29 protein-coding genes are annotated in these 23,761 nt (G+C 43.3%); 5 read left to right on the forward strand and 24 right to left on the reverse strand.

The window, feature by feature from the left end:
* Positions 1-7: 7 nt before the first annotated feature.
* From AC58UU_RS14875 to AC58UU_RS14915, 9 genes are all read right to left on the reverse strand, one after another.
* Positions 8-769, reverse strand: coding sequence for a SpoIIIAH-like family protein (locus AC58UU_RS14875; RefSeq protein ID WP_497316769.1), 762 nt, complete (start codon positions 767-769; stop codon positions 8-10).
* Positions 770-804: 35 nt separating this feature from the next.
* On the reverse strand, positions 805-1,467 hold the full coding sequence (gene spoIIIAG / locus AC58UU_RS14880; protein WP_497316771.1) for a stage III sporulation protein AG: 663 nt from the start codon (positions 1,465-1,467) through the stop codon (positions 805-807).
* On the reverse strand, positions 1,448-2,197 hold the full coding sequence (gene spoIIIAF / locus AC58UU_RS14885) for a stage III sporulation protein AF (RefSeq protein WP_497316773.1): 750 nt from the start codon (positions 2,195-2,197) through the stop codon (positions 1,448-1,450). The genes spoIIIAG and spoIIIAF overlap by 20 nt, the downstream gene beginning before the upstream one ends.
* 12 nt (positions 2,198-2,209) lie before the next feature.
* Positions 2,210-3,409, reverse strand: coding sequence for a stage III sporulation protein AE (gene spoIIIAE / locus AC58UU_RS14890; RefSeq protein ID WP_497316775.1), 1,200 nt, complete (start codon positions 3,407-3,409; stop codon positions 2,210-2,212).
* Between the two features lie 24 nt (positions 3,410-3,433).
* The gene (gene spoIIIAD, locus AC58UU_RS14895) at positions 3,434-3,823 is read right to left on the reverse strand and encodes a stage III sporulation protein AD (protein ID WP_057306424.1); all 390 of its coding nucleotides are present in this window, start codon (positions 3,821-3,823) and stop codon (positions 3,434-3,436) included.
* A 10-nt stretch (positions 3,824-3,833) separates the two neighbouring features.
* Positions 3,834-4,037, reverse strand: a complete 204-nt coding sequence (gene spoIIIAC, locus AC58UU_RS14900; protein WP_029197158.1) for a stage III sporulation protein AC — start codon at positions 4,035-4,037, stop codon at positions 3,834-3,836.
* 62 nt (positions 4,038-4,099) lie between these two features.
* Complete coding sequence (gene spoIIIAB, locus AC58UU_RS14905; RefSeq protein WP_497316778.1) at positions 4,100-4,618, reverse strand: stage III sporulation protein SpoIIIAB; 519 nt, start codon at positions 4,616-4,618, stop codon at positions 4,100-4,102.
* A gap of 6 nt (positions 4,619-4,624) precedes the next feature.
* Positions 4,625-5,608, reverse strand: coding sequence for a stage III sporulation protein AA (spoIIIAA, locus tag AC58UU_RS14910; RefSeq protein WP_497316780.1), 984 nt, complete (start codon positions 5,606-5,608; stop codon positions 4,625-4,627).
* Between the two features lie 72 nt (positions 5,609-5,680).
* Positions 5,681-5,944, reverse strand: a complete 264-nt coding sequence (locus AC58UU_RS14915; RefSeq protein ID WP_057306427.1) for a YqhV family protein — start codon at positions 5,942-5,944, stop codon at positions 5,681-5,683.
* A 343-nt stretch (positions 5,945-6,287) separates the two neighbouring features.
* Between AC58UU_RS14915 and comA the strand changes: the two genes are divergently transcribed.
* From comA to AC58UU_RS14930, 3 genes are all read left to right on the forward strand, one after another.
* Positions 6,288-7,091: a phosphosulfolactate synthase gene (gene comA / locus AC58UU_RS14920; protein ID WP_497316782.1), complete on the forward strand. Its 804-nt coding sequence runs from the start codon at positions 6,288-6,290 to the stop codon at positions 7,089-7,091.
* Positions 7,092-7,094: 3 nt separating this feature from the next.
* Positions 7,095-7,814, forward strand: a complete 720-nt coding sequence (locus AC58UU_RS14925; protein ID WP_497316784.1) for a 2-phosphosulfolactate phosphatase — start codon at positions 7,095-7,097, stop codon at positions 7,812-7,814.
* A gap of 76 nt (positions 7,815-7,890) precedes the next feature.
* Positions 7,891-8,355 (forward strand): DUF441 domain-containing protein, encoded by a 465-nt coding sequence (locus AC58UU_RS14930; RefSeq protein ID WP_056837856.1) that lies wholly within the window; start codon positions 7,891-7,893, stop codon positions 8,353-8,355.
* Between the two features lie 8 nt (positions 8,356-8,363).
* Here AC58UU_RS14930 and AC58UU_RS14935 read toward each other — a convergent pair whose 3' ends face one another.
* From AC58UU_RS14935 to AC58UU_RS14955, 5 genes are all read right to left on the reverse strand, one after another.
* The gene (locus AC58UU_RS14935) at positions 8,364-9,620 is read right to left on the reverse strand and encodes an aspartate kinase (protein WP_497316787.1); all 1,257 of its coding nucleotides are present in this window, start codon (positions 9,618-9,620) and stop codon (positions 8,364-8,366) included.
* Between the two features lie 136 nt (positions 9,621-9,756).
* Entirely contained in the window at positions 9,757-10,320 is a 564-nt protein-coding gene (gene efp, locus AC58UU_RS14940; RefSeq protein WP_171643508.1) for an elongation factor P, read from the reverse strand.
* A gap of 15 nt (positions 10,321-10,335) precedes the next feature.
* Positions 10,336-11,409 (reverse strand): M24 family metallopeptidase, encoded by a 1,074-nt coding sequence (locus AC58UU_RS14945; RefSeq protein WP_497316789.1) that lies wholly within the window; start codon positions 11,407-11,409, stop codon positions 10,336-10,338.
* A gap of 105 nt (positions 11,410-11,514) precedes the next feature.
* Positions 11,515-11,952 carry a type II 3-dehydroquinate dehydratase gene (gene aroQ, locus AC58UU_RS14950; protein ID WP_497316791.1) on the reverse strand — a complete coding sequence of 146 codons (438 nt, stop codon included), beginning with the start codon at positions 11,950-11,952 and terminating at the stop codon, positions 11,515-11,517.
* A 79-nt stretch (positions 11,953-12,031) separates the two neighbouring features.
* On the reverse strand, positions 12,032-12,523 hold the full coding sequence (locus tag AC58UU_RS14955; RefSeq protein ID WP_497316793.1) for a YqhR family membrane protein: 492 nt from the start codon (positions 12,521-12,523) through the stop codon (positions 12,032-12,034).
* Between the two features lie 201 nt (positions 12,524-12,724).
* Between AC58UU_RS14955 and AC58UU_RS14960 the strand changes: the two genes are divergently transcribed.
* Both AC58UU_RS14960 and AC58UU_RS14965 read left to right on the forward strand, forming a co-directional pair.
* On the forward strand, positions 12,725-13,618 hold the full coding sequence (locus AC58UU_RS14960; RefSeq protein WP_171692547.1) for a DUF1385 domain-containing protein: 894 nt from the start codon (positions 12,725-12,727) through the stop codon (positions 13,616-13,618).
* Positions 13,615-13,872, forward strand: coding sequence for a hypothetical protein (locus tag AC58UU_RS14965; RefSeq protein ID WP_497316795.1), 258 nt, complete (start codon positions 13,615-13,617; stop codon positions 13,870-13,872). Before AC58UU_RS14960 ends, AC58UU_RS14965 begins: the two co-directional genes overlap by 4 nt.
* Before the next feature lie 8 nt (positions 13,873-13,880).
* Here the strand turns inward: AC58UU_RS14965 and AC58UU_RS14970 are convergent, their stop codons facing one another.
* The 10 genes from AC58UU_RS14970 to AC58UU_RS15015 form a co-directional block, all read right to left on the reverse strand.
* Positions 13,881-14,843 carry a patatin-like phospholipase family protein gene (locus AC58UU_RS14970; protein ID WP_497316796.1) on the reverse strand — a complete coding sequence of 321 codons (963 nt, stop codon included), beginning with the start codon at positions 14,841-14,843 and terminating at the stop codon, positions 13,881-13,883.
* 112 nt (positions 14,844-14,955) lie between these two features.
* Positions 14,956-15,381, reverse strand: a complete 426-nt coding sequence (mntR, locus tag AC58UU_RS14975) for a transcriptional regulator MntR (RefSeq protein WP_047673922.1) — start codon at positions 15,379-15,381, stop codon at positions 14,956-14,958.
* Between the two features lie 195 nt (positions 15,382-15,576).
* Positions 15,577-16,290 (reverse strand): cytochrome c biogenesis CcdA family protein, encoded by a 714-nt coding sequence (locus tag AC58UU_RS14980; protein WP_497316798.1) that lies wholly within the window; start codon positions 16,288-16,290, stop codon positions 15,577-15,579.
* Position 16,291: 1 nt separating this feature from the next.
* Positions 16,292-17,092: a metal ABC transporter permease gene (locus AC58UU_RS14985; protein ID WP_497316800.1), complete on the reverse strand. Its 801-nt coding sequence runs from the start codon at positions 17,090-17,092 to the stop codon at positions 16,292-16,294.
* A 53-nt stretch (positions 17,093-17,145) separates the two neighbouring features.
* Positions 17,146-17,925, reverse strand: coding sequence for a metal ABC transporter ATP-binding protein (locus AC58UU_RS14990; protein ID WP_171692467.1), 780 nt, complete (start codon positions 17,923-17,925; stop codon positions 17,146-17,148).
* Positions 17,926-17,967: 42 nt separating this feature from the next.
* Entirely contained in the window at positions 17,968-18,891 is a 924-nt protein-coding gene (locus tag AC58UU_RS14995; protein ID WP_497316802.1) for a metal ABC transporter substrate-binding protein, read from the reverse strand.
* Positions 18,892-19,051: 160 nt separating this feature from the next.
* Entirely contained in the window at positions 19,052-19,456 is a 405-nt protein-coding gene (locus AC58UU_RS15000; RefSeq protein ID WP_497316803.1) for a hypothetical protein, read from the reverse strand.
* Positions 19,457-19,578: 122 nt separating this feature from the next.
* On the reverse strand, positions 19,579-21,576 hold the full coding sequence (gene metG, locus AC58UU_RS15005; protein ID WP_497316805.1) for a methionine--tRNA ligase: 1,998 nt from the start codon (positions 21,574-21,576) through the stop codon (positions 19,579-19,581).
* Positions 21,577-21,946: 370 nt separating this feature from the next.
* Positions 21,947-22,249 (reverse strand): membrane protein insertion efficiency factor YidD, encoded by a 303-nt coding sequence (gene yidD, locus AC58UU_RS15010; protein WP_497316806.1) that lies wholly within the window; start codon positions 22,247-22,249, stop codon positions 21,947-21,949.
* A 38-nt stretch (positions 22,250-22,287) separates the two neighbouring features.
* Entirely contained in the window at positions 22,288-22,977 is a 690-nt protein-coding gene (locus AC58UU_RS15015) for a transposase (RefSeq protein WP_497316808.1), read from the reverse strand.
* Positions 22,978-23,761 lie beyond the last annotated feature (784 nt).

The raw sequence follows: 23,761 nt of genomic DNA on the forward strand, positions 1-23,761 counted from the left end.
CTTTTTACTAAGGACGAACATATTGAATCTTAATATTTTCCGGACCTGTACCTAGCTCTTTCATCACCATATCAACAATTGTTACACCTTGGCTTTTCTCTAATTTATCGCTTTGAACTGTCACTTTCCACTTGTTTCCATCTTGATTAATGATGGCTTGCGGGAAGTCTTTCATAAGCACATCTTGTAAATTTTCTACTTTCTCTTGAATATCTGTCAGTTTCGCTAAGTCATTTGTCGCTTTGGCTACAGCTTCAGGTGTCTTCTTAGAATCGATAATGATTTCCATTAAATCAGAGGATGTTTTGCTGAAATAATCTCTTTGTTTCATTTGCTCATTCGTGAAATAATCGCTAGCTGATGTTGTTCTCGCTTGCTCTTCAACCATCTTCAGAACTTGATCATCTGTTTTGGCAGTATTTGGTGTAGTTGCTTTGGAAGCATCTTGCGTTGTTGTTGTTGTTTTAGCATCCGTTTTCGCATCTGTTTTAACATCGGTTTTCACGTCTGTTTTTGTTGAATTTTGCGGAGTTACAGCTTTTGTGTCTACTTTTGCATCTCCACCTGTTGTCGCTTTCACATCAGTTTTGGCTGCATTCGCAGGGTCAACCTGGCTCATATCAATCTTCACTTCTTGTGTTTTATTGATCGTTTCTGTTGATGCTAAATCGAGCTTATTGACATCCTCAGTGAACAGATAATAGGCGGAAAGCACCACCATTAAACTAAGCATAGAAACGAGCCAAATTGTTTGTCTTTTCGCATTCATTGAAATTCCTCCTCAATTTTGATTAACTTCCACATTCATCCCCCAGTTTTGCGGGGTAAAATAGAGATCCTACTCGCTTGCACATCAAGTCCTCGCTCTACAGCTTCTGTAATCATTTTTTTCACCGTGAGATTCTCGGCGCCTTTGGCGACAACGATGACGCCTCTGATTTTCGGTTTAATGTATTTGAGCACAAGCGGTTTCTGGTCACCGGAAACTTGATAGACAACCACTTCACCACTCCGCGTTACCTGGGATATATTCCGTGTCGCTCCACCATTGTCGCGTTCTGTCGTCATTTGCTGATTGTCATTATAATTTTTGTCGACTGTCATTTCCTCCGTCGACTCAATTGTAACGAGCACTTCAACATCGCCTACGCCAACAATTTTCTGCAAAATCTCCTTCAACTGTGTTTGGTAGGCCGATTCATAATCGTGAAAGGTAGAATTTTCTTTGGATGTACTGTTGAGAAATGTTTCTTTGCTGGGCTGCGGAGAAGCTCTGCCCGCATTGATGGGATCAACATCTTTTACAGTCATAAATGCATTCATAATCATCAGCGCAGCTCCCAAGAGTCCAATCATAACGACCCACAAGAGAGTGTTCTTACGTTTGGGTCCTCCCGGACCTCCGCCGAATTTGTGCTCCATCCATTGCAGCAATGTTCCCATCGATTCACCTCGCAATCCTTCCATTCCGTTGTTTCAATTGGATATCAATCTGTGCAGGCTCCACGATCCAGTCACGCACGATTTTTTGCTTGAGATGGTCAACCTCTTGCTCCATTCGTGACGATAACTTAGGCAGAGCAGCTGCTTCTTTGTCACTTGGGTTACTTCCCTGCAGTTTCGTTGTTGGTTCGATCCGTATCGGATCAATTGGCTTGACTGGCTCCATGACAGCTATGCTTTTGGAGGCTGACGTTGATTTTACTTGTTTCGTCGTTTCTATATCATCAAGGGTTACCCTGACTTTCGTTATAGCGGGTTTCCCGTTATTGTCGATTTGCGCCAGCACCTGAACGTCTTGGATGATCAGCTCTGTTTGCTTCTGTAAATCCTCTTTCATTAACTCAGCCAGCTGTGCTTGAATCATTTGCTGTGATTGTTTTTGTCCTGCTTCTTGAAGCTTTTGGGCATCCTTCGTAATCACATCGAGCGATTTCATAAATGGATTTCCACCGCCGCTGCTCGCAAGCATTGTTTTCTCGTTTTGCCGCTGCTCCGCTTGACCGATCAATTGATCGATGTCCCAATCCTTCTGAAACAATTGAAGTACTGGAGATAACAGCGTAAGTAAGATGAATAAACTCATAACTGTTTTGACATATCGCTGCATCGTATTACTGGGAAGTAGTAGATCAACAAATGTAGCCAACATAATGACCATAATGACGCTTTTTAGCCATCCCGCTAACCAATCCATAGCTGCCTCCTTTCACCGCATCATTACGGAGACATTACTGATCGTAATCATGATCGTTAGAGCTAGAAAGAACATTAAGCTGACGGCTGCCAGTGCCGCAAACACATAAATTAAGCTCTTACCTATCGTTTGCAAGCAAGCGATAATCGGACTATCTCCCAAGGGCTGCATGATCGCTGCGGATAAGTTATAGATGAAAGCTAGCGTTAAAATTTTGATAGCCGGAAACGCACACAACAAGATTAGAATGACAACCCCAACGAGTCCAATTGCATTTTTCACAAGCAGCGATGCCCCAATCACTGTCTCAGTTGCATCCGAGAATAAGCGGCCCACAACGGGGACAAAGTTTCCGGTAATGTACTTTGCCGTTCGAATCGCAACACCGTCTCTAACCGCTCCCGCAGTCCCTTGAATCGATATAACGCCGAGGAAAACAGTGACAAATACGCCCAGCATACTTAAACTTATTGTGCGCAGCAGGTTCGCTAGCTGGGTGACTTTGTATTTCTCACTTAGGGAGCTTACGATGTGCAGGACAGCCGAAAAGAACAACAATGGGAATATAAACACGTATATCGCTGTACCAACTGAATGGATCATAAACACAATCAGAGGATGTAAAATCGCCACAGAACTGACATTTCCCATTGATGCCAAAAGAGTTAAGAGCAAAGGAACAATGGCAATCATGAATTGAATCATGGACGAAATAGCCGTTTTGGCGTAACCGATTGCTACGCTGAAACTGTTGATAGCTATAATGATCAAAACCATATAGGTAATTGAATAACCAAGCTTGCTGACCGTGTTCCTTTCAAAGGAGCTTTGCAGCGTTTCGAGAATCATACTGAAAATCGTCAGAATAACGATCGAAGCAAGCAGCTTTCCATTAATGATGATTTCGTGGAACACATAGCTAAGCAGCCCTTTGAAAATGCTCTTCATGCTAATGCCTTTGGTTCCAAGCAGCAATTCCATGAAGGTTGGCGTCTTACTTTCTGGGAAGTAACCGCCGTAATCCTTCATGAGCTTATCCCAATATTGCTCAACAGGTTCCGTGTTCAGATGGTTGGCCTGCTCCTTGATAATGATATCCGTAGGCGATTCAGCGGCCATATTTCCCGTCAATCCAAGCCATAAGCCCATTGTCATTATGAACAAAATGATCCAGCGGTTGTTCAGCTTCTGGTGCGAATAAAGTAGATTCATATAGGTCACTCCTCATGGATCATCCTAAGCAGGGAGCAGTTTAACAACGGTTTCTATGATGACGGTTATGATCGGAATAGCCATTACCATAATGAGCACTTTCCCGGAAAGCTCGATCTTGGAGGCAATGGATTCTTGACCGGCATCTCGCACGATTTGAGCACCGAATTCAGCGATGTAAGCAACACCAATGATTTTCAGAATCGTTTTGAGAAAAACCATATTGATGCTTGACTTTTGAGCTAAATCCTCGAGCACCTGGATGACAGAGGAAATTTTACCGATCAGGAACAAGAAAATCATGATGCCCGTAAATGCTGCCAGCAAGAAGGCGAACATTGGCTTCTGCTCTTTGATGATGAGCGTTAATATCGTAACGATGAGTCCTAAACCTACGATCTGGATGATTTCCATCAGGCCCACCTCATTGGAATAGGAAGATCGTTTTGATTTCTTTAAATAAATGATCGAGCATACTGACGACCATAAAGAGCACGACCACGAAGCCAATGACCGTGACCCAGTGTGCCATATCCTCTTTGCCCATCTGCTTGAGCACCGAATGGATCATCGCGATGATGATGCCGATGCCGGCGATCTGGAAAATGGCATTCACATCTACGTTCATTCCAGGCACCTCACTCTGTTGACAAGGAACTCACTTGTACGGCCAAGTATCCCTTGCTACCATTAATACATCAATATCACGATCAATGCTCCGATTAAGACACCGAGGCTTTTCCACATTTTCTCGTAACGCCTCTGCTCTTCCCTAGACTCGGTTTCTTCCGTTTGAAGTTGGCTAATAGCGAGCCGTAAATGTTTGATTTGATCACTTCGATCTGTGAGTCCAAGAACGGCTCCCAGCTGCAGCACCACTTCTTGTTCCGCTTGCTTCATCGAAGTTCTTGTCCATACATCATTGACACTCCATTGCCAAATCTCACGGGTAGATTTACCGTCATTCTTCAATAAACGCTCTGAAGTTATTCGAAATAAGGAAGAGAGTGGTTCTGCGACCTGCTTGCTGAGTGAGGCGAAAGCTTCAGGCAGCGGTGTGAGTGCGTACATGATTTCCGTCTCCATTCTCCCTAATGCACTGATAAGGCCACGGATTTGCTTGGGACGCCTTATATAGTGAGCAGCCTTTAGGAAACCAAACAATGTGGCAGCACCGATAACAAGAACCCCTCCGACAAATTTCAGCATCTAACATCACCCTTTACGCATAGGATAGAGTTCCAAGGGCTTGCCCTGACAATCTAAGACGCGATGCGTTGCCATTGCACCTTTTCTTCTATACAGGATGACATACCTTGTGAATACACCCTCTTCCAACAGCTGCTTCAGAACCGGCCTCCTGCGTACATCCTCATAATCAGCACCATGCGCAGTGGCTACGACGCGAATCCCGGTGTGAACAGCCTCATGGATGGCGATTGCATCTTCTGGACGCCCAATCTCATCCACAATCAGGACATCTGGTGATAACGACCGAATCATCATCATCATGCCTTCCGCCTTCGGACAACCATCCATTACGTCAGTTCGTGGCCCCAGATCGAATCTAGGCACCCCTTTGACACAAGCAGCCAGTTCTGATCGTTCATCCACGACACCCACTTTCTTACCAGCCGTCGATACGTTATTCCCCCCCCATTCTCCTCGGCTAATCAATCTAGCCAGATCGCGTATGAGCGTTGTTTTCCCGTGCTGCGGAGGTGAAATGATGAGCGTATGATGGATGCTTCTCAGCAAAGGATCGAATAGCTGCGGTAACACCTCTTGGCCGACACCTTGGATCTCGCGGGCAATCCTTATGTTGAAAGAACTCACATCACGTATTTGTTTGACATGTCCCTGATCCAAAACGGTTCGCCCTGCTAGTCCTACTCGATGACCTCCAGCAATCGTGATATAGCCTCTACGCAGCTCTTCCTCGAAGGTATACAAGGAGTGATTCGTGAGCATCTCTAGCAGCGTAAGACAATCCTGCCTTGTTGGCTTGTATGCCTTCGTTTCCTGAGTCACCATCTCCCCCCGTTCACCGACAAAGGTATAACGATCACCCCAACTAATCTCAAGGGGTCGTGACTCTCTCACCCTTATTTCTTCAACACTAGCTTGTACGTCCGGCGGCAGTCCTGCTAAGAGAGATCGAAAAGTTTGAGGTAGTAAGTGCACAATCGAATCGAGCATAGGGAGACATCCCTCCAAGTTGTCCAGTCTTCTATACTCATTTCTATGCTTAATAGAAAGAAATATGACCGATTACTTTTTTAAAATACCAATAAAGAGACAACTTACCCCCGCAATCACCCAGAGCATTTTGCCATATGATAGTTTCTCTGCTATTCCTACTAATCCAATCGTCGTTGTTGCTAGAAGTACTAGAGGACCTACTAGAGCCAGCCCTGAGTTCACCAGCAGTGCTTTCTCCACCGTCGCCAGTCTCAGCATCACAATGGCTGCGATAATCTCAATGCTCCCTGACATCATCCTCAGCGATGCCATCGTTAGGACAATTTTGTTCATTTCTTTCTACTCCTCCCTTAAAAAGTAATAGCTCTTTTGAACAATGCAAAGTTACTCAGCGTAGAAATCTTATAAAAGGCTGGAAGAGCGACTTTTGTAAAGCTGTTCCTCCCAACCAAAGGCCAATCCAATAAAGGGAACAGCTTTACAATGGAGCCTAGAAGTTTTTATAAGATTGCGGAGCACTCGAATGTAACTTAGGAATGTTCAACAACAGCTCACTCTTTTTACCCTACCTTATGCAAGCTCGTCTGATTTTAGGCATGCTGGGCACCTCCATTTGTGAAGATGCATATGCTGAACACAGAATTGAACCTTCAAAGGACAGTGAGGAGAATTACCGATGGAAGTGACCTCTCATTTGAAATGGAACCCCGTTCTAGCCGACCCCACAGGACAAAGGCAGGCTAAACCAAGAACGCTGGGTAAAACGATGGTGATGGATAAAGGATTAGGCTTGAACGCTTTTCAAGATCTGCTCAGCACGTCAAGCAGCCATCTGGATATGATCAAAATTGGCTTCGGTACCTCGCCGCTTTATCCGTTACAAATACTTAAAAGTAAGATTAACTCAGCAAAAGAAAACGGCATATGCATTTACCCGGGTGGTACCTTTCTGGAGGTCGCCATCAGACAGAATGCAGTAAGATCTTTTTTTGACATGCTTATCGCACTTGGTTTTAATGGCGTTGAAATTTCCGACGGGACGATTGAGATGGAGCGCAGACTCAGAAATGAGCTTATTGCCAGAGGATTGGATGAGGGTTTCGAGGTCATTACCGAATATGGTAAGAAAGGCTGGGGATCCTCCATTGAGTTGGAGGAATTAATTGAAACGGTCTTAATCGATACGGAACTCGGGGCAAAACTGGTTACCATAGAAGCCCGAGAATCGGGAATGGGCGTTGGGATTTTTGATCATAACGGAAAATGTAAGGACGACGAACTGCAAAGAGTACTTTCCGCAATTCCTGGACAGCAGCTCTTATGGGAAGCACCGCTCAAAAGTCAGCAAGTGCATTTAATTAGCATGCTAGGCCCAGACATCCACTTGGGTAATATTTCACCGGATGAGTTGATGGCGTTGGAAGCGTTACGGAGAGGACTCCGTTCCGATACGTTGTCTTTGGGTACCAGAAAGGATTAAAAGATGCATATCGAGGTTGTCGCCAACATCGGCGAAGCTAGAAGTGACGAATTTCTTCATAAAACCGTCATTGTCGTTGATGTTTTACGTGCAACTAGCACGATCATCACCGCACTGATTAACGGTTGCAAAGCCATTGTTCCTGTGGAAACAGTCCTGAAAGCCAAAGAGTTATTTCGTGAGGGTGACTTGCTTGGAGGCGAGCGTTTTTGCAAAAAAATTCCTGGTTTCGATTTCGGTAATTCGCCACTGGAATACACGAAAGCAGCCGTCCAAGGCAAGCGAATTATTCTCACAACCACGAATGGAACAAGAGGCATTCAGAAAGCGATGAAAGCCGATCACGTGTTAGCGGGAGCCCTATTAAACAGCAAAGCCTGTGCGAGGGCCGCGGTCGATTTCAAACGGGATACTGTTATTTTGTGTGCAGGAACCCAAGATGTTTTCTCATTGGAAGATGGGCTTTGCGCAGGTCTTATTCTTGAGGAACTATCGATACTGCTCGGTGACAAAAATATGGCAGTCAATGACTTCGGCATGGCGATGCGGGGATGTTATTTGCAATCAAAGGATACTTTGTTTGAGACCATATTAGCCTCTAGTAATGGAAAGAAAATGAATAAGTCTGGTTTCCAGGCTGATTTGATTTTGTGCGCCAAACCGAATACCGCAGATCAAGTTCCCATACTGGAACGAGAACAGATGGTACTGATGCATCTTTGACAGACACGCCTTCGTTCTAAATACAAGCCCTTCTCATAAACTAAGATTGAAGTTATGAGGACGAGGGGTTTTGATTATGAATGGCGATTTACTCTTAGTTATTCTCATTATTATTGGACTCATTGGCCGATCACCAATTATTACTACCGCGGCTTGCATTTTACTTGCGATTAAGCTTATTGGGTTAGACCGTTTTTTCCCTACGATGGAGCGCAGAGGTTTAGAACTCGGGTTATTGTTCTTAACGATTGGGGTCCTGGTCCCCTTTGCCAGCGAGCGCATCTCCTTGAAGGATATCCTGTCGGTATTCACCACTTGGCCGGGCATCATCGCTCTACTTGGCGGAGCCATTGCTACCTATATGAATGGAAAAGGGTTGGAACTACTAAAATTAGACCCACAATTAATTGTGGGTCTTGTGATTGGTTCTATATTTGGCATTATATTTATGCGCGGAATTCCGGTTGGCCCCTTAATGGCAGCCGGAATAACGGCTTTTTTATTAAAGCTGGCTTATTTTATTTCGGATAAGTTGCATTAATGTTTCGATTATCTGCGATCTTCTGGCCCACCAACAAATGCTTGCTCTTTAGTGTCCAAGCCGTATGCTGTGTGCAGAGCGCGGATAACTTCAGTAAGGTTCGTGTTGTCAACGACACAGGACATTTTAATCTCCGATGTACTGACTAACGAAATTGAAATACCAAGATCAGAAATCACCTTGAACATCGTTGCAGCAACGCCTGGTGTACTTACCATACCTGCGCCAACTATGGACACTTTCACAAGATTCACTTCAGATGTCACTTCACGGTATCCGATGTCACCGCGAATTTTTTCAATGACGGTCAATGCTTTTTCGCGATCTGCAAGGGTCGTTGTGAAAGAGAAATCAGCCGAACCGCTGATCACACCGCTTTGTACGATGATGTCGACATCAATTTGCTCTTCGGCAAGCGCAATAAATACTTTCGCCAGCTGTCCCGGTTTCTCAGGTACACCTAGAATACTAATTCTTGCCACATTCTTATCGTAAGCGATGCCTCGAACGACGATTCCTTGCTCCATCACTGCTTCCTCCTTCACGTTGGTACCTTCATTGTAAGTAAAGCTGGAACGCACCACTAAGGTAACGTTATAATTTTTGGCATATTCTACAGCCCTTGGATGCAAAACTGCAGCCCCTAAATTAGCAAGCTCCAACATCTCATCATAGGAAATCTCATTTAGCTTTCTCGCAACCTTCACGATGCGCGGATCTGTCGAATATATCCCATCTACATCGGTATAAATCTCACATAGATCTGCTTTAATTGCAGCAGCAAGCGCAACAGCCGTTGTATCGGACCCGCCGCGGCCTAGTGTGGTAATCTCACCCGCTTCGGTCATACCTTGGAAGCCTGCAACGATGACGACATTGCCTTGTTCTAGAGCTTTCAGTACACGATGTGGCTGAATATCCGTAATTCTTGCCTTACCATGAACCGGTTCTGTATAAATACCACTTTGCCAGCCAGTATAAGAAACCGCCTGCTCACCTAAATTATGTATCGCCATCGATAAGAGAGCTACCGATACCTGCTCTCCTGTCGTTAACAGCATATCCATTTCACGAGCCGGAGGGGCTCCATCGTAAATTTGCTTAGACAGGTCGATCAAATCATCCGTTGTATCTCCCATCGCCGAAACGACAACAACGCAGCTATGTCCTGCTTGTTTACGCTCCACGATTCTTTTTGCAACACGCTTCATTCGCTCTGCATCACCGACAGAGCTCCCGCCAAATTTCATCACTATAAGAGACAAAGCTGACCCACTCCCAACGCATACTAGTGCATAACAATTCAATATTATAGCATAAAAACACCTTGCTGTGGTAAGAAATCCACGTGAAATGAAAAAAAGCCTTTTGGACTCCAAAGAGTCTGAAAGGCTTTAGTCATTAGTTGCTCGCGCGTGAAAGGTATTTTCCATCATCTGTATCAACGGAAAGAATATCGCCTTCGTTGATGAAAAGTGGCACCATCACATTAAGACCTGTTTCCACTTTCGCATTTTTCAAAGCACCTTGAGCTGTGTTTCCTTTAACGCTTGCATCGGTTTCGATAACTTTCAAGTCAACGCTCTTCGGAAGGTTAATCCCAAGAATTTCACCTTGATAGCTCATGATTTTGATGTTCATGTTTTCTTTCAGAAAGTTCAATTCCCATTTCAATTGTTCCTGGGAAAGGGAAATCTGATCATACGTCTCTGTATCCATGAATGTGTACTCATCGCCAGCTGCGTACAAGTATTGCATTTCACGGTTTTCGATGTGCGCTCGTCCAACGTTCTCGCCAGCACGGAATGTACGTTCAACGGTATTGCCGTTACGTAGATTCTTAAGTTTGGAACGCACGAATGCAGCGCCTTTACCTGGTTTAACGTGTTGGAAATCTAGAACGGTGAAAATATCGTGCTCAACTACAATCGTAAGACCTGTTTTGAAATCGTTAACTGATATCACTTGTGAATCCCTCCGCTAGTCAATAATAAGAAAATCTTTGGTAGAATGTGTAAGTATTTTAATGCCGGTGTCAGTAATTACTGCGTCATCCTCAATTCGAACTCCGCCAAAGTTGGGGAGATAAATGCCGGGTTCAACCGTAACCACCATACCAGGTGTTAAAATCATATCCTCGGTTTTCGACAAGCGTGGATTTTCATGTACCTCCATGCCTAAACCATGTCCGGTACCGTGACCGAAGTAATCGCCATAGCCATGCTTTACGATAACATCACGTGCAAAAGCATCGCCCTCTCGGCCAGTGATACCTGGTTTGAGATTGGCTAAACAGTTTAATTGGGCTTCCAATACAATGTCATAAATTTCTTTATGTTTGTCTGTCGGCTTACCTAGCATAACCGTTCTTGTGATATCTGAGCAATACCCTTTATAATACGCTCCAAAATCCAATTTGACAAATTCGTTTATTTGGAGCACGCGATCACTTGCTTTGCCATGAGGAAGCGCAGATCGTTCTCCAGAGGCTACAATCGTTTCAAACGATGTAGAAGTCCCCCCATTTTTGCGGATAAACATCTCAATCTCAAGAGCAATGTCCTTCTCCTGCACACCTGGCTTGATGAAAGACAGAATATGTGAGAACGTTTGATCAGCTAGATCGGCGGCTTCTTGCATAATCTGTAATTCCGCCTCATCTTTAACCATTCGAATCAACTCAACAACGCGCGATGTAGGCACCAATTCGATACCCGCTAATCCTACTTGATAGCTTAGGAAATCGCCGTAGGATACATCCACTTGCTCGAAGCCAAGCTTCGTGATCCCTTGCTGCTGCAAAAGTTCCTTCACGGTTTCGATTGCTTTAGCTTTATGCTCAACAACTTCAAATAGCTTAGCTTGCTGAGGAGCTTGCGTCATATAACGAAAATCAGTTAACAATAAAGCACGGTCTAACGTTATAAGGACATAGCCAGAAGACCCAGTGAAACCAGATACATATGTACGGTTGTATGCGTTCGTAATGAGTATTGCCGGTAAATCTTGCTGTTGCATAACCTTGCGAAGACGTTCAATACGTTTCTCCTGCATTGAGATCACCAATCCTTCTTAATTGATAAAGAAAGTATATGTTTTATACTTTCGCTTCGCATCAATCTTGACAAACGCACTCGTCCCTGAGGGACCAAATGTCGCTTATCCTAGCAAATGGGGCAATAATGCTCTTAAACCAAGTTCATAGCTTTGTGCACCGAAACCACTGATTTGACCGATAACGACAGGCGCAGTAACCGAATGATGACGAAACTCCTCGCGCTTATGAATATTCGAAATGTGAACTTCAACAGTTGGTAATTGAACCGTGGAAAGTGCATCGCGAATGGCATAACTATAATGCGTGAATGCTCCTGGGTTGATCACAATACCATCTTTTGTGCCGAACGCTTCATGAATTTTATCAATAATATCGCCTTCATGATTCGATTGAAAGCTCTCAAGCTCGATTGACAGCGTCTCAGCTAATTCATTTAAACCTTGAATAATCGTTGAAAGCGAAACCGTTCCGTACACGCCAGGTTCACGTACGCCGAGCATATTTAAGTTCGGACCATTAATGACTAGAACCTTTTTCAACAGGAAATCACTCCCAAGCATTTTTCATTGAAAAATGGGCTCTACAAGCCTATTTAACCTTGATATTTTACCATAACTTTCATGTCTTGTGTATAGGTTGTCTTGTTCTTGCATCCGTGTATTCAATAGAAATCGAATAACCAATAAACATCCCCCATAACAAGAACAAACAAAAATCACTAAGAATGGTATCTAGATCTAGATCCTGAATCCAATAGGTCATCCCCGATAAGGGACCAATGAGTAAATATATTATTGCCCACCATAGCGCTCCATACCCTAGCCCCCACCAAGGCCCCAGAAGCTTCCACATCGTGACCATATAGATGAACGCAGCAATGATTGAAAATACGGTGAAGAAACCCCAACCAACGAGCGTTCCCTGCCAAGTATGCAGAAAATCATGTTTGAAAAAAGGCTCTACAAGAAAACCGATTACAATCTGGGAGAACTTTAAATAATGCTCAACAATTTTGATTGCTCCCCATATGAATCCTGCGAAAAAACCGATGTAAAGGGCAAATACCCAACGATTCGTTAGGATTTTATCTTCCTTTTTATCACTTGTCATCCAGTGTCTTCCTTTCTCTACACATATTGCTTGTCTTTCCTTAGGTAAGAATAGTATGTTCTACCGCTATCGGTAGCATTCAATCTACGAATCCGTTACAATAAGAAAGTACAAATAACCGAATTTGAGAAAGATAAGAAGGTGGATCTTGTGGCAGAACAAAACAGTATATATGGAGGACAAGCCGTCATTGAAGGCGTCATGTTCGCAGGAAAAAATGTGCATGTAACCGCTGTGCGCAAAAAAGACGGTTCCCTTGATTACTTAGAAGTACCGAAGAAAGTGATCCCTTGGGTCCAAACACTCAAGAAAATTCCTTTTATACGCGGTATTGTGGGAATCATTGAATCAAGCGCTAAAGGCGCGCAGCATCTAAATTTCTCAGCTGAATCCTTCGCGGAACAAGAAGGCGAGGATGCTAACAGTGCCAAGAAAGAAGAAAAACCAGGCTTCTTTTCCAATATCTCGATGATTCTTGGCGTAGCAGTTGTAGGTGTGATTTCTTTTCTATTTGGGAAATTCGTATTCACACTGGTTCCAGCTGTCATTGAACAGTTTTTGTTTCAAAATGTATTTAGCAATCAATTTCTTCATAATCTTATAGAAGGTGTTATTAAGATTATTTTACTTGTCGGATATATTTATTTCATATCTTTGACACCTATGATCCGCAGATTGTTTCAATATCATGGCGCTGAGCACAAGGTCATTAGTGCTTATGAGGCTGGCGTAGAACTTACGGTAAGTAACGTACAGAAATTCAACACGCTTCATTATCGTTGTGGCAGCAGCTTCATCGTTTTCACCGTTTTGATTGGGGTTGTCATTTACTCATTCCTACACTATGACGGATATGTCGAACGCATCGTGCAGCGTTTAATATTGCTGCCTGTAGTCATTGGTGTTTCTTACGAGGTATTACGATTTACCAATTCGCTTCGTGAAGTTCCTGTGCTTCGTTACTTAGGTTATCCTGGACTATGGCTTCAACTGCTTACGACCAAGGAACCTGAAGACAGTCAAGTTGAGGTGTCGATTGCTTCTTTCAACCGCATGCGTGAAGCAGAACAACGAATTTTGGAGGGACGGGCATGAGAAGAAAATTTTCCCCGATCGAGGTCGCCATTGCGATTTTGATTGCGATTGGTTTGCTGGTAAGTTTGCGAACTTTATTCATTCCTATTCTCGTGTTAGGGATTATTTTTCTTCTATACAAATTCCCACCTTCTCGTTGGAGAAAGACTTCGATTGGTCGGGGGCCAGCCAAAGGGAAAAGGAAAAACGCGAAGTTCCGTGTTATCAACGGAAGTAAAGATTCTGATTCGGATGATTTACCCAAATATCATTAATACCAGCGTTATTGGCGTCGCAATACTAACTTTTCGTAATTCTGTTCATATGTTTCAGCGGACCAATTGTTGAAGTAGTCATTGGAAGCTTTAAAGCCAGAGTCGTATAAAGACATACTGAGTTCCTTCGATAAGTTAAACTGCGTATTTCCCACACCTAACGTAGGGATTTTGACCGTACGGAACCGATTTTTTTGCTCGATGTAGCGCTCATCATGAGCGCTCAGCATCGTTCCAAATAACGCTTCCAACATGGTTATCGGTCCTTTAATTTTACGTGTGGGCATATCGCTTTTACCGACTAATTGGAAACCAATAACAGGTATGATATCCTCACGATCCGTTTCCTGGTCGAACACCCAAAGTGGATAGTTACTTAACAATCCACCATCTACAATATAATAAAATTGCTCTGCGAAAGGCGCTGCCTTTGCAGAGCTTTTTATTTTGCTCCGAATCATGACAGGATCGAAGAAATAAGGAATGCTTGAGCTCATCCGAACGGCTTTGGCGATAGAGAATTTACGTGGATCGATCCCATATTGCGCAATATCATCAGGTAAAATCAAAAGCTTACCTTGCGTAATATCGGATGCAATAACGCGCAGCTGATTGTGTCTCAAGTCACCAAATGTACGAATTCCTTTGGCTGCCAATTGTTGACTTACCCAATCCTCTAACGCTCCTCCGGAGTACAAGCCTTTTTTGATGAACAGTCGCGCGGCCGGACCAATAATTTTCGTATTAAAAATAGGCGAACGCTGCATAAACGACCTGAAAGGTGCTCTCAGGATCATTTCTTTCATGTCTTCTCCTGTATAACCTGCGGCCAAAAGAGCCGCTACGATAGCCCCTGAGCTTGTACCTGCGACTTCATTGAAGACATGCCCCTGCTTCATCGCCGCGCTAACACCACCAGCCAGTGCAATCCCCTTTACGCCTCCGCCTTCAAACACTCCGTTGATCTTCAAATCGACACCCCTCCTAGTTTATCGACTATAGGGCTTCCATTGTTATGTATGCGGAGGCAGTATGTTTATATACCCAAAAAAAAGACAGAATACCGCAAATTGCGGTCTCTGCCTAGCTTTCAGCTTCTAAATCTTTACGAACATTCATTAGATCATCCATCCGATTCGGTTCTCTTCGAAAATATTCTAATAACGTTTCAATACAAGTAATGGAATCCCAGCTTAGATGATGCTCAATTCCTTCTACATCCTTATATATATTGTCCTCTTGGACACCAATAGTCGTTAAGAAATTTTCTAGAAGTTGATGACGCTCCACTAAACGCTTCCCCATTTTCTTCCCTTTGGGAGTTAACATGAGTCCGCGATATTTTTCATAGATCAAATAATTATCTTTATCCAGTTTTTGAATCATTTTAGTTACAGAAGAGGGGTGCACCTCAAGCCCTTCAGCAATGTCGGAGACACGAGCGTAACCTTTCTCGTCAATAAGCTTGTATATTCTCTCCAAATAGTCTTCCATGCTTGGCGTTGCCATTGCTTTATTTCCCCCTGCTTTTCCTTTATTTCCTGCCTACTGCTTAACTATCATAATGCATCAACCTAGATGCGGTCAAATATCCCATGGTTCATTAAGTTATGACGAAAGGAGCAAGCAAACGCACTAAGGGAATTTATCACAGAGCAAATCTTTGATAAATTCCCTGATGCGAAGATCGAATATTTCACGTAACTAGAACTTTAACCAATCAGGAGTTATGGAGTTTAACCAAAGCGTGATTTGCGTCATTTTGCCTGTATAGAGCAGAACCGCAATGACGATCATCAAGCCCCCTCCTATTTTCATAATCACGTTTGAATAGCGAAGTATCCATTTCGTAGATCCAATAAAAAAAGATAGTACAAAAAATGGAATCGCAAAGCCAAGCGAATAGGCAGTCGTTAATTGAAACCATGTACCAGGTTCCGTTGTAGCCAGCGCAAGGATGGCGGACAGAATCGGACCAACACAAGGCGACCATCCTGCTGCAAACCCCATTCCAACAAGAACAGAACCAATATAACCGGCAGGACGAAATTTGATTTGTAATTTGCGTTCCTTCATTAACCATTGCGGTTGGAAAATGCCAAGCAGGAACAATCCCATGATGAAAATTAATAAAGCTGCTATTTGTCGAAGCAAATCACGATAATCAATAAAAAAATTGCCTAGGAAGCCCGCTGTTAAGCCTAACGCATAAAAAATGATCGAAAACCCAACGATAAAACTTAACGTATGAAGCATCGTTTGACGCCGAACTGCCGAAGAAGATTCCCCTGATTTCAATTCACTAACTGAAATTCCCGTTATGTAAGAAAGATAAGAAGGATATAAGGGCAAACAACAAGGTGATATGAAGGAAGCAATTCCCGCCCATAAAGCAATCCACAAATTTACAGAATCCATATTAAATCCTCAATCCTCTTTTCAAAATGATCCCGCTCAGTATCGCTATAAGAGTGAGTACAACTGTTCCACCAGGAGCAAGATCCCATACACCCGCAACGACAAGACCAATGACCACAGCAATTTCAGAAAATAGTATCGCTAAAAAGACGGAGTGCTTAAAGCTCCGAGCGATCAATAAACTGCACGCTACCGGTATCGTTAATAACGAGGACACTAGCAGTGCTCCGACAATTTTGATAGCGACTGATATCACAAGAGCCGTTAGCATTGTAATCATCATATTATAATATTTAAGTGGAAGTCCACTTACACTCGCAGCATCTTCATCAAAGAACATAAGAAAGAACTCTTTGAAATGGGCGGCGATTACACCAACAACGAGTACACAAACACCAAAGACAACCCATAAATCGGTTGAATCCAATGTGTAAATACTGCCGAACAAATAACTCATGACGTTCATATTAAAGCCTTTGCCAATAGTAAAAAGGAGAGTCGCCAGTGCAACCCCGCCTGACATAATAATGGCGATGGAAAGCTCAGCATAAGTCTTGTAGGCTTTGCGTAAACGTTCAATGGCAAATGATGCAAGCAAAGCGAATACGAGGCCAACACCCAAAGGATACACGTTAATGAGAAATCCAAGGGCAACACCTGCAATTGAAACATGCGCAAGTGTATCCCCAATCATGGATAACCGTCGAAGGACAAGAAAAACGCCCATTAAAGGCGCAGTAAGCCCAATCAGAATGCCACCAATTAATGCACGTTGAAAAAAATATTCCGTAAATATGTCCAAAATGCCCGCTCCTAATATAGGGATCTTTGTTCGGAGAACAAAGTCTCTCCTCTTTATTGAACTCCGATCATCTCACGAATCTGGCCGATTGAGTGTGTCAAATTCGTCTCACGGCAATCCTCCGGATCATGGGTATGCTTTACATAAAACTTAATGCCGCCACTTACCTTTTGCGGCTCTGTACCTAGATATGACTGCATCATGTCCATATCATGGGATACCATGATGAAGGTCATATGATGATGCTGGTGCATATGACGGATCATTCGGAAAAATCCGACCTGCGTTTCAGCATCGATGCCTACCGTCGGCTCATCGAGAATGAGCAGCTCTGGGTTGTTTACGATCGCGCGTGCAAGGAAAGCACGCTGCTGCTGTCCGCCCGACAGCTGACCAATGCGTCGGTCAGCCAAATCCTCGATGCGCATTGCAAGCATCGCGTCTTCAGCCTTTTGAAGATCGGCTTTCGTCAACCGGCGATAAACCCGCTTCTTGCTATACATACCAGATAAAACAATTTCCCTGACTGTAGCTGGGAATAAGGGGTTGAACGCATTTTTTTGAGGAACATAACCAATACGTTCCCAATCTTTGAATTGACTCAGCGGGCGATCAAACAGCCTGATCTCTCCAACTGTTGGTTTCAACAGACCGACAAGCATTTTAAGCAGTGTGGTTTTTCCAGCACCATTGGAACCAATGACACCCACAAAATCACGTTCAAGAACATCGAAATGAAGCTTATCTATCACTTTCTTATTATCATAAGAGAATGAAAGGTTATCAATAGATACTATGCTCCGATGGCAAAAGTTTTTACTGTTATTCTCCATCTTCTTACTCCTGACTCACTAAAGAATGGAATTACTCTTACCTTATTGTAAGGCAATTACTAGGTTTTTCAAATTTTCGTCCATGATCGAGATATAATCTTTGCCTGCCTTCATCTGATCATCCGTTAATCCCTCAATCGGATTAAGTACCATTGTGTCCACTTTAGCATCTTTAGCTAACGTTTTGGCTAATTTATCAGATACCAGTTCTTCAAAGAAAATATATTTCAAGCCATGTTCTTTCAAAAACTCATTCATTTTCTTCAAATCCTGAGCCGTCGGCTCAGCATCCGGCGATAATCCCATTATTGACATTTGTGTCAAGCCATAATCCCTACATAAATAAGCAAAAGCGTGATGAGAAACTGCAATTTCTTTCTTCGAAGTACCAGCAATTTCCTTTTTGTACCGTGCATCCAAATCGGTCAATTTCGCTGCATATTTCGTGTAATTTTGCTCAAAAACATCCTTGTGAGCAGGATCCGCTTCAATCAGAGCTATTTTAATATTATTAGCCATTTTCACTGCGTTTAACGGGCTTAACCAAGCATGAGGGTCATATTCCTCTTTATTTTCCGTCGTTTTTATTAAATTTGCCCCTTTACTGGCCTCAACTACCTTTAAAGTCGAGTCTGCTGACAAGCTACCCAGGAAGTCCTCTACCCAACCTTCAAATCCTGCTCCTTGATACACAAAAATCTGGGCTTGGGTCATATTTTTGATGTCTCTGCTCTTTGGCGACCAGTCATGCGGTTCTACGCCAGCCGGGACCAAATTGATCGCATTCACATACTCCCCACCAATATTGCGAGTAAATTCATAAAGAGGATAAAAACTAGTCACCACATTGACTTTGCCTTGAACCATCTTAGCTTTCGAACTAGCAGTACTTCCACAACCAGCCATGATAACAGTTAAAATAGCCAACAAGACTATGTAAAGAACTCTCTTATTTCTTACCATCATAATTAACCACCCATTTTCTAAATCGTAATAATTTTTATTAACGAATTGATTATACGAGTCCCTTTAATTGAAGTCAATACATCGAAGTGCAAAAAACAAAAAAGCCAGCTGTCGAATTCACAGCATGGCCCCATCTGTAACAAGTTATTGGTTTGTTTTGTTATTTCGATTGACCTCCACCACCATCTGTCTTGTTCGAACTACCTGAATCTCCCTCCTTCGACCCACCTGTATCCTTTTTACTTTTATCCCCACTTTCCTTAGAATCAGATGGTTTATCACTTTCCTCTTTTAACTTCTTATAACGTTCTTCTGACTGTTTAATAAGCTTTTTATCCTGTTCAATCTTATATTGAAGAATCTCATTGTACATCTCGTATTGCTTTTTCAACTCTTGATTAATAATACTTTCTTTCCCTTTTGTACTCTGTGCTTTAGATTTCGATTGATCCTTTTTGGCATCCTCCTTCTTCTTACTTGAGTCGCCACCGAAAATCGAACAAGCCGAAATAAGAATAACCATTCCTGTTATACCCATTAATTTCACAAGAAACCGAACACTCATATGCCTCACTCCGTGGTTAGTTTCCTTTATCATGCCCCACTCACATTAAAAACACCCATACTAACACAAACACCCCATCCCGGAAAAATAAGGGATGAGGTGTTTGTTCGTTTTGGCTCCTATTATTTCACAATTGCTCCATTAGGCATCGAATCAGGGACTGTAGCAAGAGTAAGCTGGTCGCCATGTGAAGCAGCGAGAATCATACCTTGTGACAGCTCGCCGCGCAGCTTGACGGGCTTTAAATTCGTGACGCAAATCACTTTGCGTCCAGCAAGCTCTTCGGGCGAGTAAAACTTCGCGATGCCCGACACAACCTGGCGCTGCTCGTATCCAAGGTCGAGCTGCAGCTTGAGAAGCTTATCGGCGCCTTTCACAGGCTCCGCCGATAGCACCTGAGCTACGCGCAGCTCCACCTTGGCGAAATCGTCAATCGCGATTTCGTCCTTAGCCTCTGGCGCGGGCACTGTGTTGGCAACAGCTGCAGGTGCAGCCGCTGTCGCTTCTTCGGCGCTAGATTCAGCGCCGCCTCCCATGGCCTCGACGATGTAGGCGACTTCTGCCTCCACGTCCAGTCGAGGGAACATAGGCTCTCCCTTCTGCACCTTTGTGCCAGCAGGGAGATGCCCGAAGGTTTGCACACTCTCCCACGCCGTCAAACGTGGCAGGTCCTCTGCAGCTAAGCCGAGCTGCTGCCAAATCAGTTGCGGCGTCTTGGTCAAAAACGGACGCAACAACACGGATGAAATGCGCTGGGATTCTGCCAGCACATACATTACGGAGCCAAGTGTCTCGCGCTTGGCTTCATCCTTCACCATCGACCAAGGCTGCGTCTCGTCGATATATTTATTCGTGCGGCTGATAAGCTGCCACACAGCTGAAAGCGCAATGGAAAATTCCATCTTTTCCATTGCTTCCTCGTACTTCGCTACCGTAGAATGAACAGTCTCCAAGAGACTTTCGTCAAATTCGGTAGCCCCTGCAACATATGCGGGAATCTTGCCCACAAAGTACTTATCGATCATCACGATCGTACGGTTCAATAGATTCCCGAGATCATTGGCGAGGTCATGATTGACTCGCTCAACAAAACTTTCTGGCGTAAATGTTCCATCCGCCCCAAAAGGCACTTCGCGCATGAGATAGTAACGCAGCGCATCTAAACCATAACGGTCGATCAACGTAACCGGATCGACAACATTCCCTTTGGACTTCGACATTTTGCCGTCCTTCATGAGTAGCCAACCGTGCGCAAACACCTTTTTCGGCAAAGGTAAGTCAAGCGCCATCAACATAATCGGCCAATAAATCGTATGGAATCGAACAATCTCTTTACTCATTAAATGAACATCCGCAGGCCAATATTTCTTGAAGTTACTTTCATCTTCAGAACCATAGCCAAGTGCGGTAATGTAGTTGGAAAGCGCATCGATCCAGACATAAATGACATGCTTCGGATCCCCTGGAACTTTGATTCCCCAGTCAAACGTCGTTCTGGATACAGCCAAATCCTCAAGACCTGGTTTAATGAAGTTATTCAGCATTTCATTTTTACGAGATTCTGGGTGGATGAAATCTGGATTATCCTCATAATACTGCACTAAGCGATCGACGTACTTGCTCATCCGGAAGAAATAAGTTTGCTCCTTCATTTTCTCCACAGGTCGCCCACAATCTGGACATTTCCCATCTACCAGCTTACTCTCCGGGAAAAAAGATTCATCGGGAATACAATACCAGCCCTCATACTCCCCTAAATAAATATCACCTTGATCCAGTAATCTTTGAAAAATCTTACCAACGGCATCTTTATGACGATCTTCGGTTGTTCGAATAAAATCATCATATGAAATATCCAGCTTCGCCCAAAGCTCTTTGATTCCTGAAACAATATGATCAACAAATTCTTGAGGCGTCGTCCCTTTCTCCTGGGCCTTACGCTCGATCTTCTGACCATGTTCATCCGTACCTGTTAAATACCTGACATCAAAGCCGCGCAGTCGCTTGTAACGTGCCATAGCGTCACCCGCTACCGTAGAATAAGCGTGACCAATATGCAGCTTATCACTCGGGTAATAAATTGGTGTTGTAATGTAAAATGTTTTCGATTGCGTTGACATCGTTCGTTCCTCCTAGCAAATAGTAGAAAACACAAAAAACCCTCATCCATCTTGGGACGAGAGTTGAACTCACGCGGTACCACCCAGGTTCCCCCGCCTTTCACAAGCTCGGGGCTCAGTAAGTCGATTTTCGACTTGCCCATTAACGCTGGGACACGAGGCCAGCTTACTCCCATTTTGCCATTTGCTTCACAAATGCAAACTGGGTAGCTCGAAGGCCTATTCTCCGGGACCATATTCCAAACCTACTCCTATACCGGCTTTCACCTAACCCGGCTCTCTGTTTATAGGCATCCGTTTGTACTTATCCGTTCATCGAAATCATATATATACAACTTAAGGCAAATATATCGAAAAAATGAGCTGCCTGTCAAGCAGACTGATCGTTATGAGATAAATTTTCCGCTCGTGCCGGCACATGATCAACACCACCTGGATGAAAAGGATGGCATTTACAAATTCGTTTCACCGTTAACCATGATCCCTTCAACGCACCGTGAACTTCAATTGCTTCTAATGCATATTGCGAACAAGTGGGATAGAATCGGCAAGTAGGCGGCTTCAACGGAGAAATAAACTTCCGATAGAAATGAATAGGTACTTGTAAAGTCTTTTTCAACCTAGCCTCTCTCCCTACTCCATTGTTTTTCAAAACATACTGCTCATCCATCATGCCTGAAAAAAAGGACAGAGTCAATTCAAGCCGTTGTGCTAAGTAGAGAGTTGAAAACACTTAAGAAAAGTAGGATATAAATAGACCGATATAAACGTCTTAATCCATTTATTAAATGTAAATCCTGATCTATTCTTATTATGCAAATATTTTTGGTATTCCTTAGGCAAAATACTCCGTATCATCAATTTGGAATTGAGTCTATTGATTTTGGATTCTAAGTATGAGTGCAGATTCCACTCGTTAGGGGAGTTTTGGTTTAAATCGGTTTGAGGCGTTTCTTCATTAGATTCCTGATCATTATATATTGGAGCGTTAGAGACTGATTCTCTTACGTTCTGAAACAAATTAAGCCTATTTTCTTTAACCAAATTTGCATAATGAATTTTCTGAAGCATCAATTGAGCGCTTCTATAATTAATTTCAAGGATATGTGATAAAGAACTCGCCGTATACTCTTTGCCTTCTTGCAATAGCAGTTGGATGCCACGGAACCAATGGAGTAATGAGAGCTTGGATTTATGCATAATCGTCCCAGCAGTTATAGAGACCTGCATTCTGCATTCCTTGCACTCTAATAATCTCCGTGTACGGATTCTAAAAGCTTCATTATTATCACAGCGAGGACAACAAAACCCATTAGACCAGCGCATCTTCATTAAGAAATTCTCACATTCCTCTTCGGTTAGAAACGTAAGAGATTGCACATCGGTAAATTGCAGTTCCATATCCTCACCCCTTCTCCATTTTCGAACATTTGTTCTTATTTACATTATACCAAACAAATGTTCTCTTGTGAAGTTCTTTTATAAAAAGAACTCTCATTGTAAAGAGTAGAATTCAGGCTACTTGAGCTAGCAATATACTTGGTAGAAATGAAATTCTGAGACATATACAAAAATGCCATTTAATTAACTCTGTAACTCCGTAGCTCTGATACTCTGTAACTCTTGTAGCTGATAGCCCCGATAACTCTAGTAATTCTACTAGCTCTGATGACTCTGCTAACTCTAGTAACACTGATAACACTTGTAACTGCGGTAACACCGCTAGTTCTGATAACACTGGTATTCTGTTTATTCAGGTTGTTTTAGTAGTCAGTGTAGTCCATGTTGAACGAGTTGTTGAGTTGGATGATTCAGTTGAAGTTGGTATAGCTTGATATATTATGGAGGAATTGCTTTAAATTTGATTTTGTAATCAGATATCAGATTTGTTACAAGTTATTATTGGTTATTAGTTATTTGTTGTTGGATGTTGGGCGTTGGCTGTTGGCTGTTGGGTGTTGGGTTTGGGGTTTGGGGTTTGGGGTTTGGGGTGTTGGGTTTTGGGTGTTGGGTTTTGGGTTTTGGGTTTTGGGTTTTGGGTGTTGGGTTTTGGGTTTTGGGTTTTGGCGTTGGGTGTTGGCTGTTGGCTGTTGGCTGTTGGCTGTTGGCTGTTGGCTGTTGGCTGTTGGCTGTTGGCTGTTGGCTGTTGGCTGTTGGCTGTTGGCTGTTGGCTGTTGGCTGTTGG

Source organism: Paenibacillus sp. JT22N1, assembly GCF_059692155.1.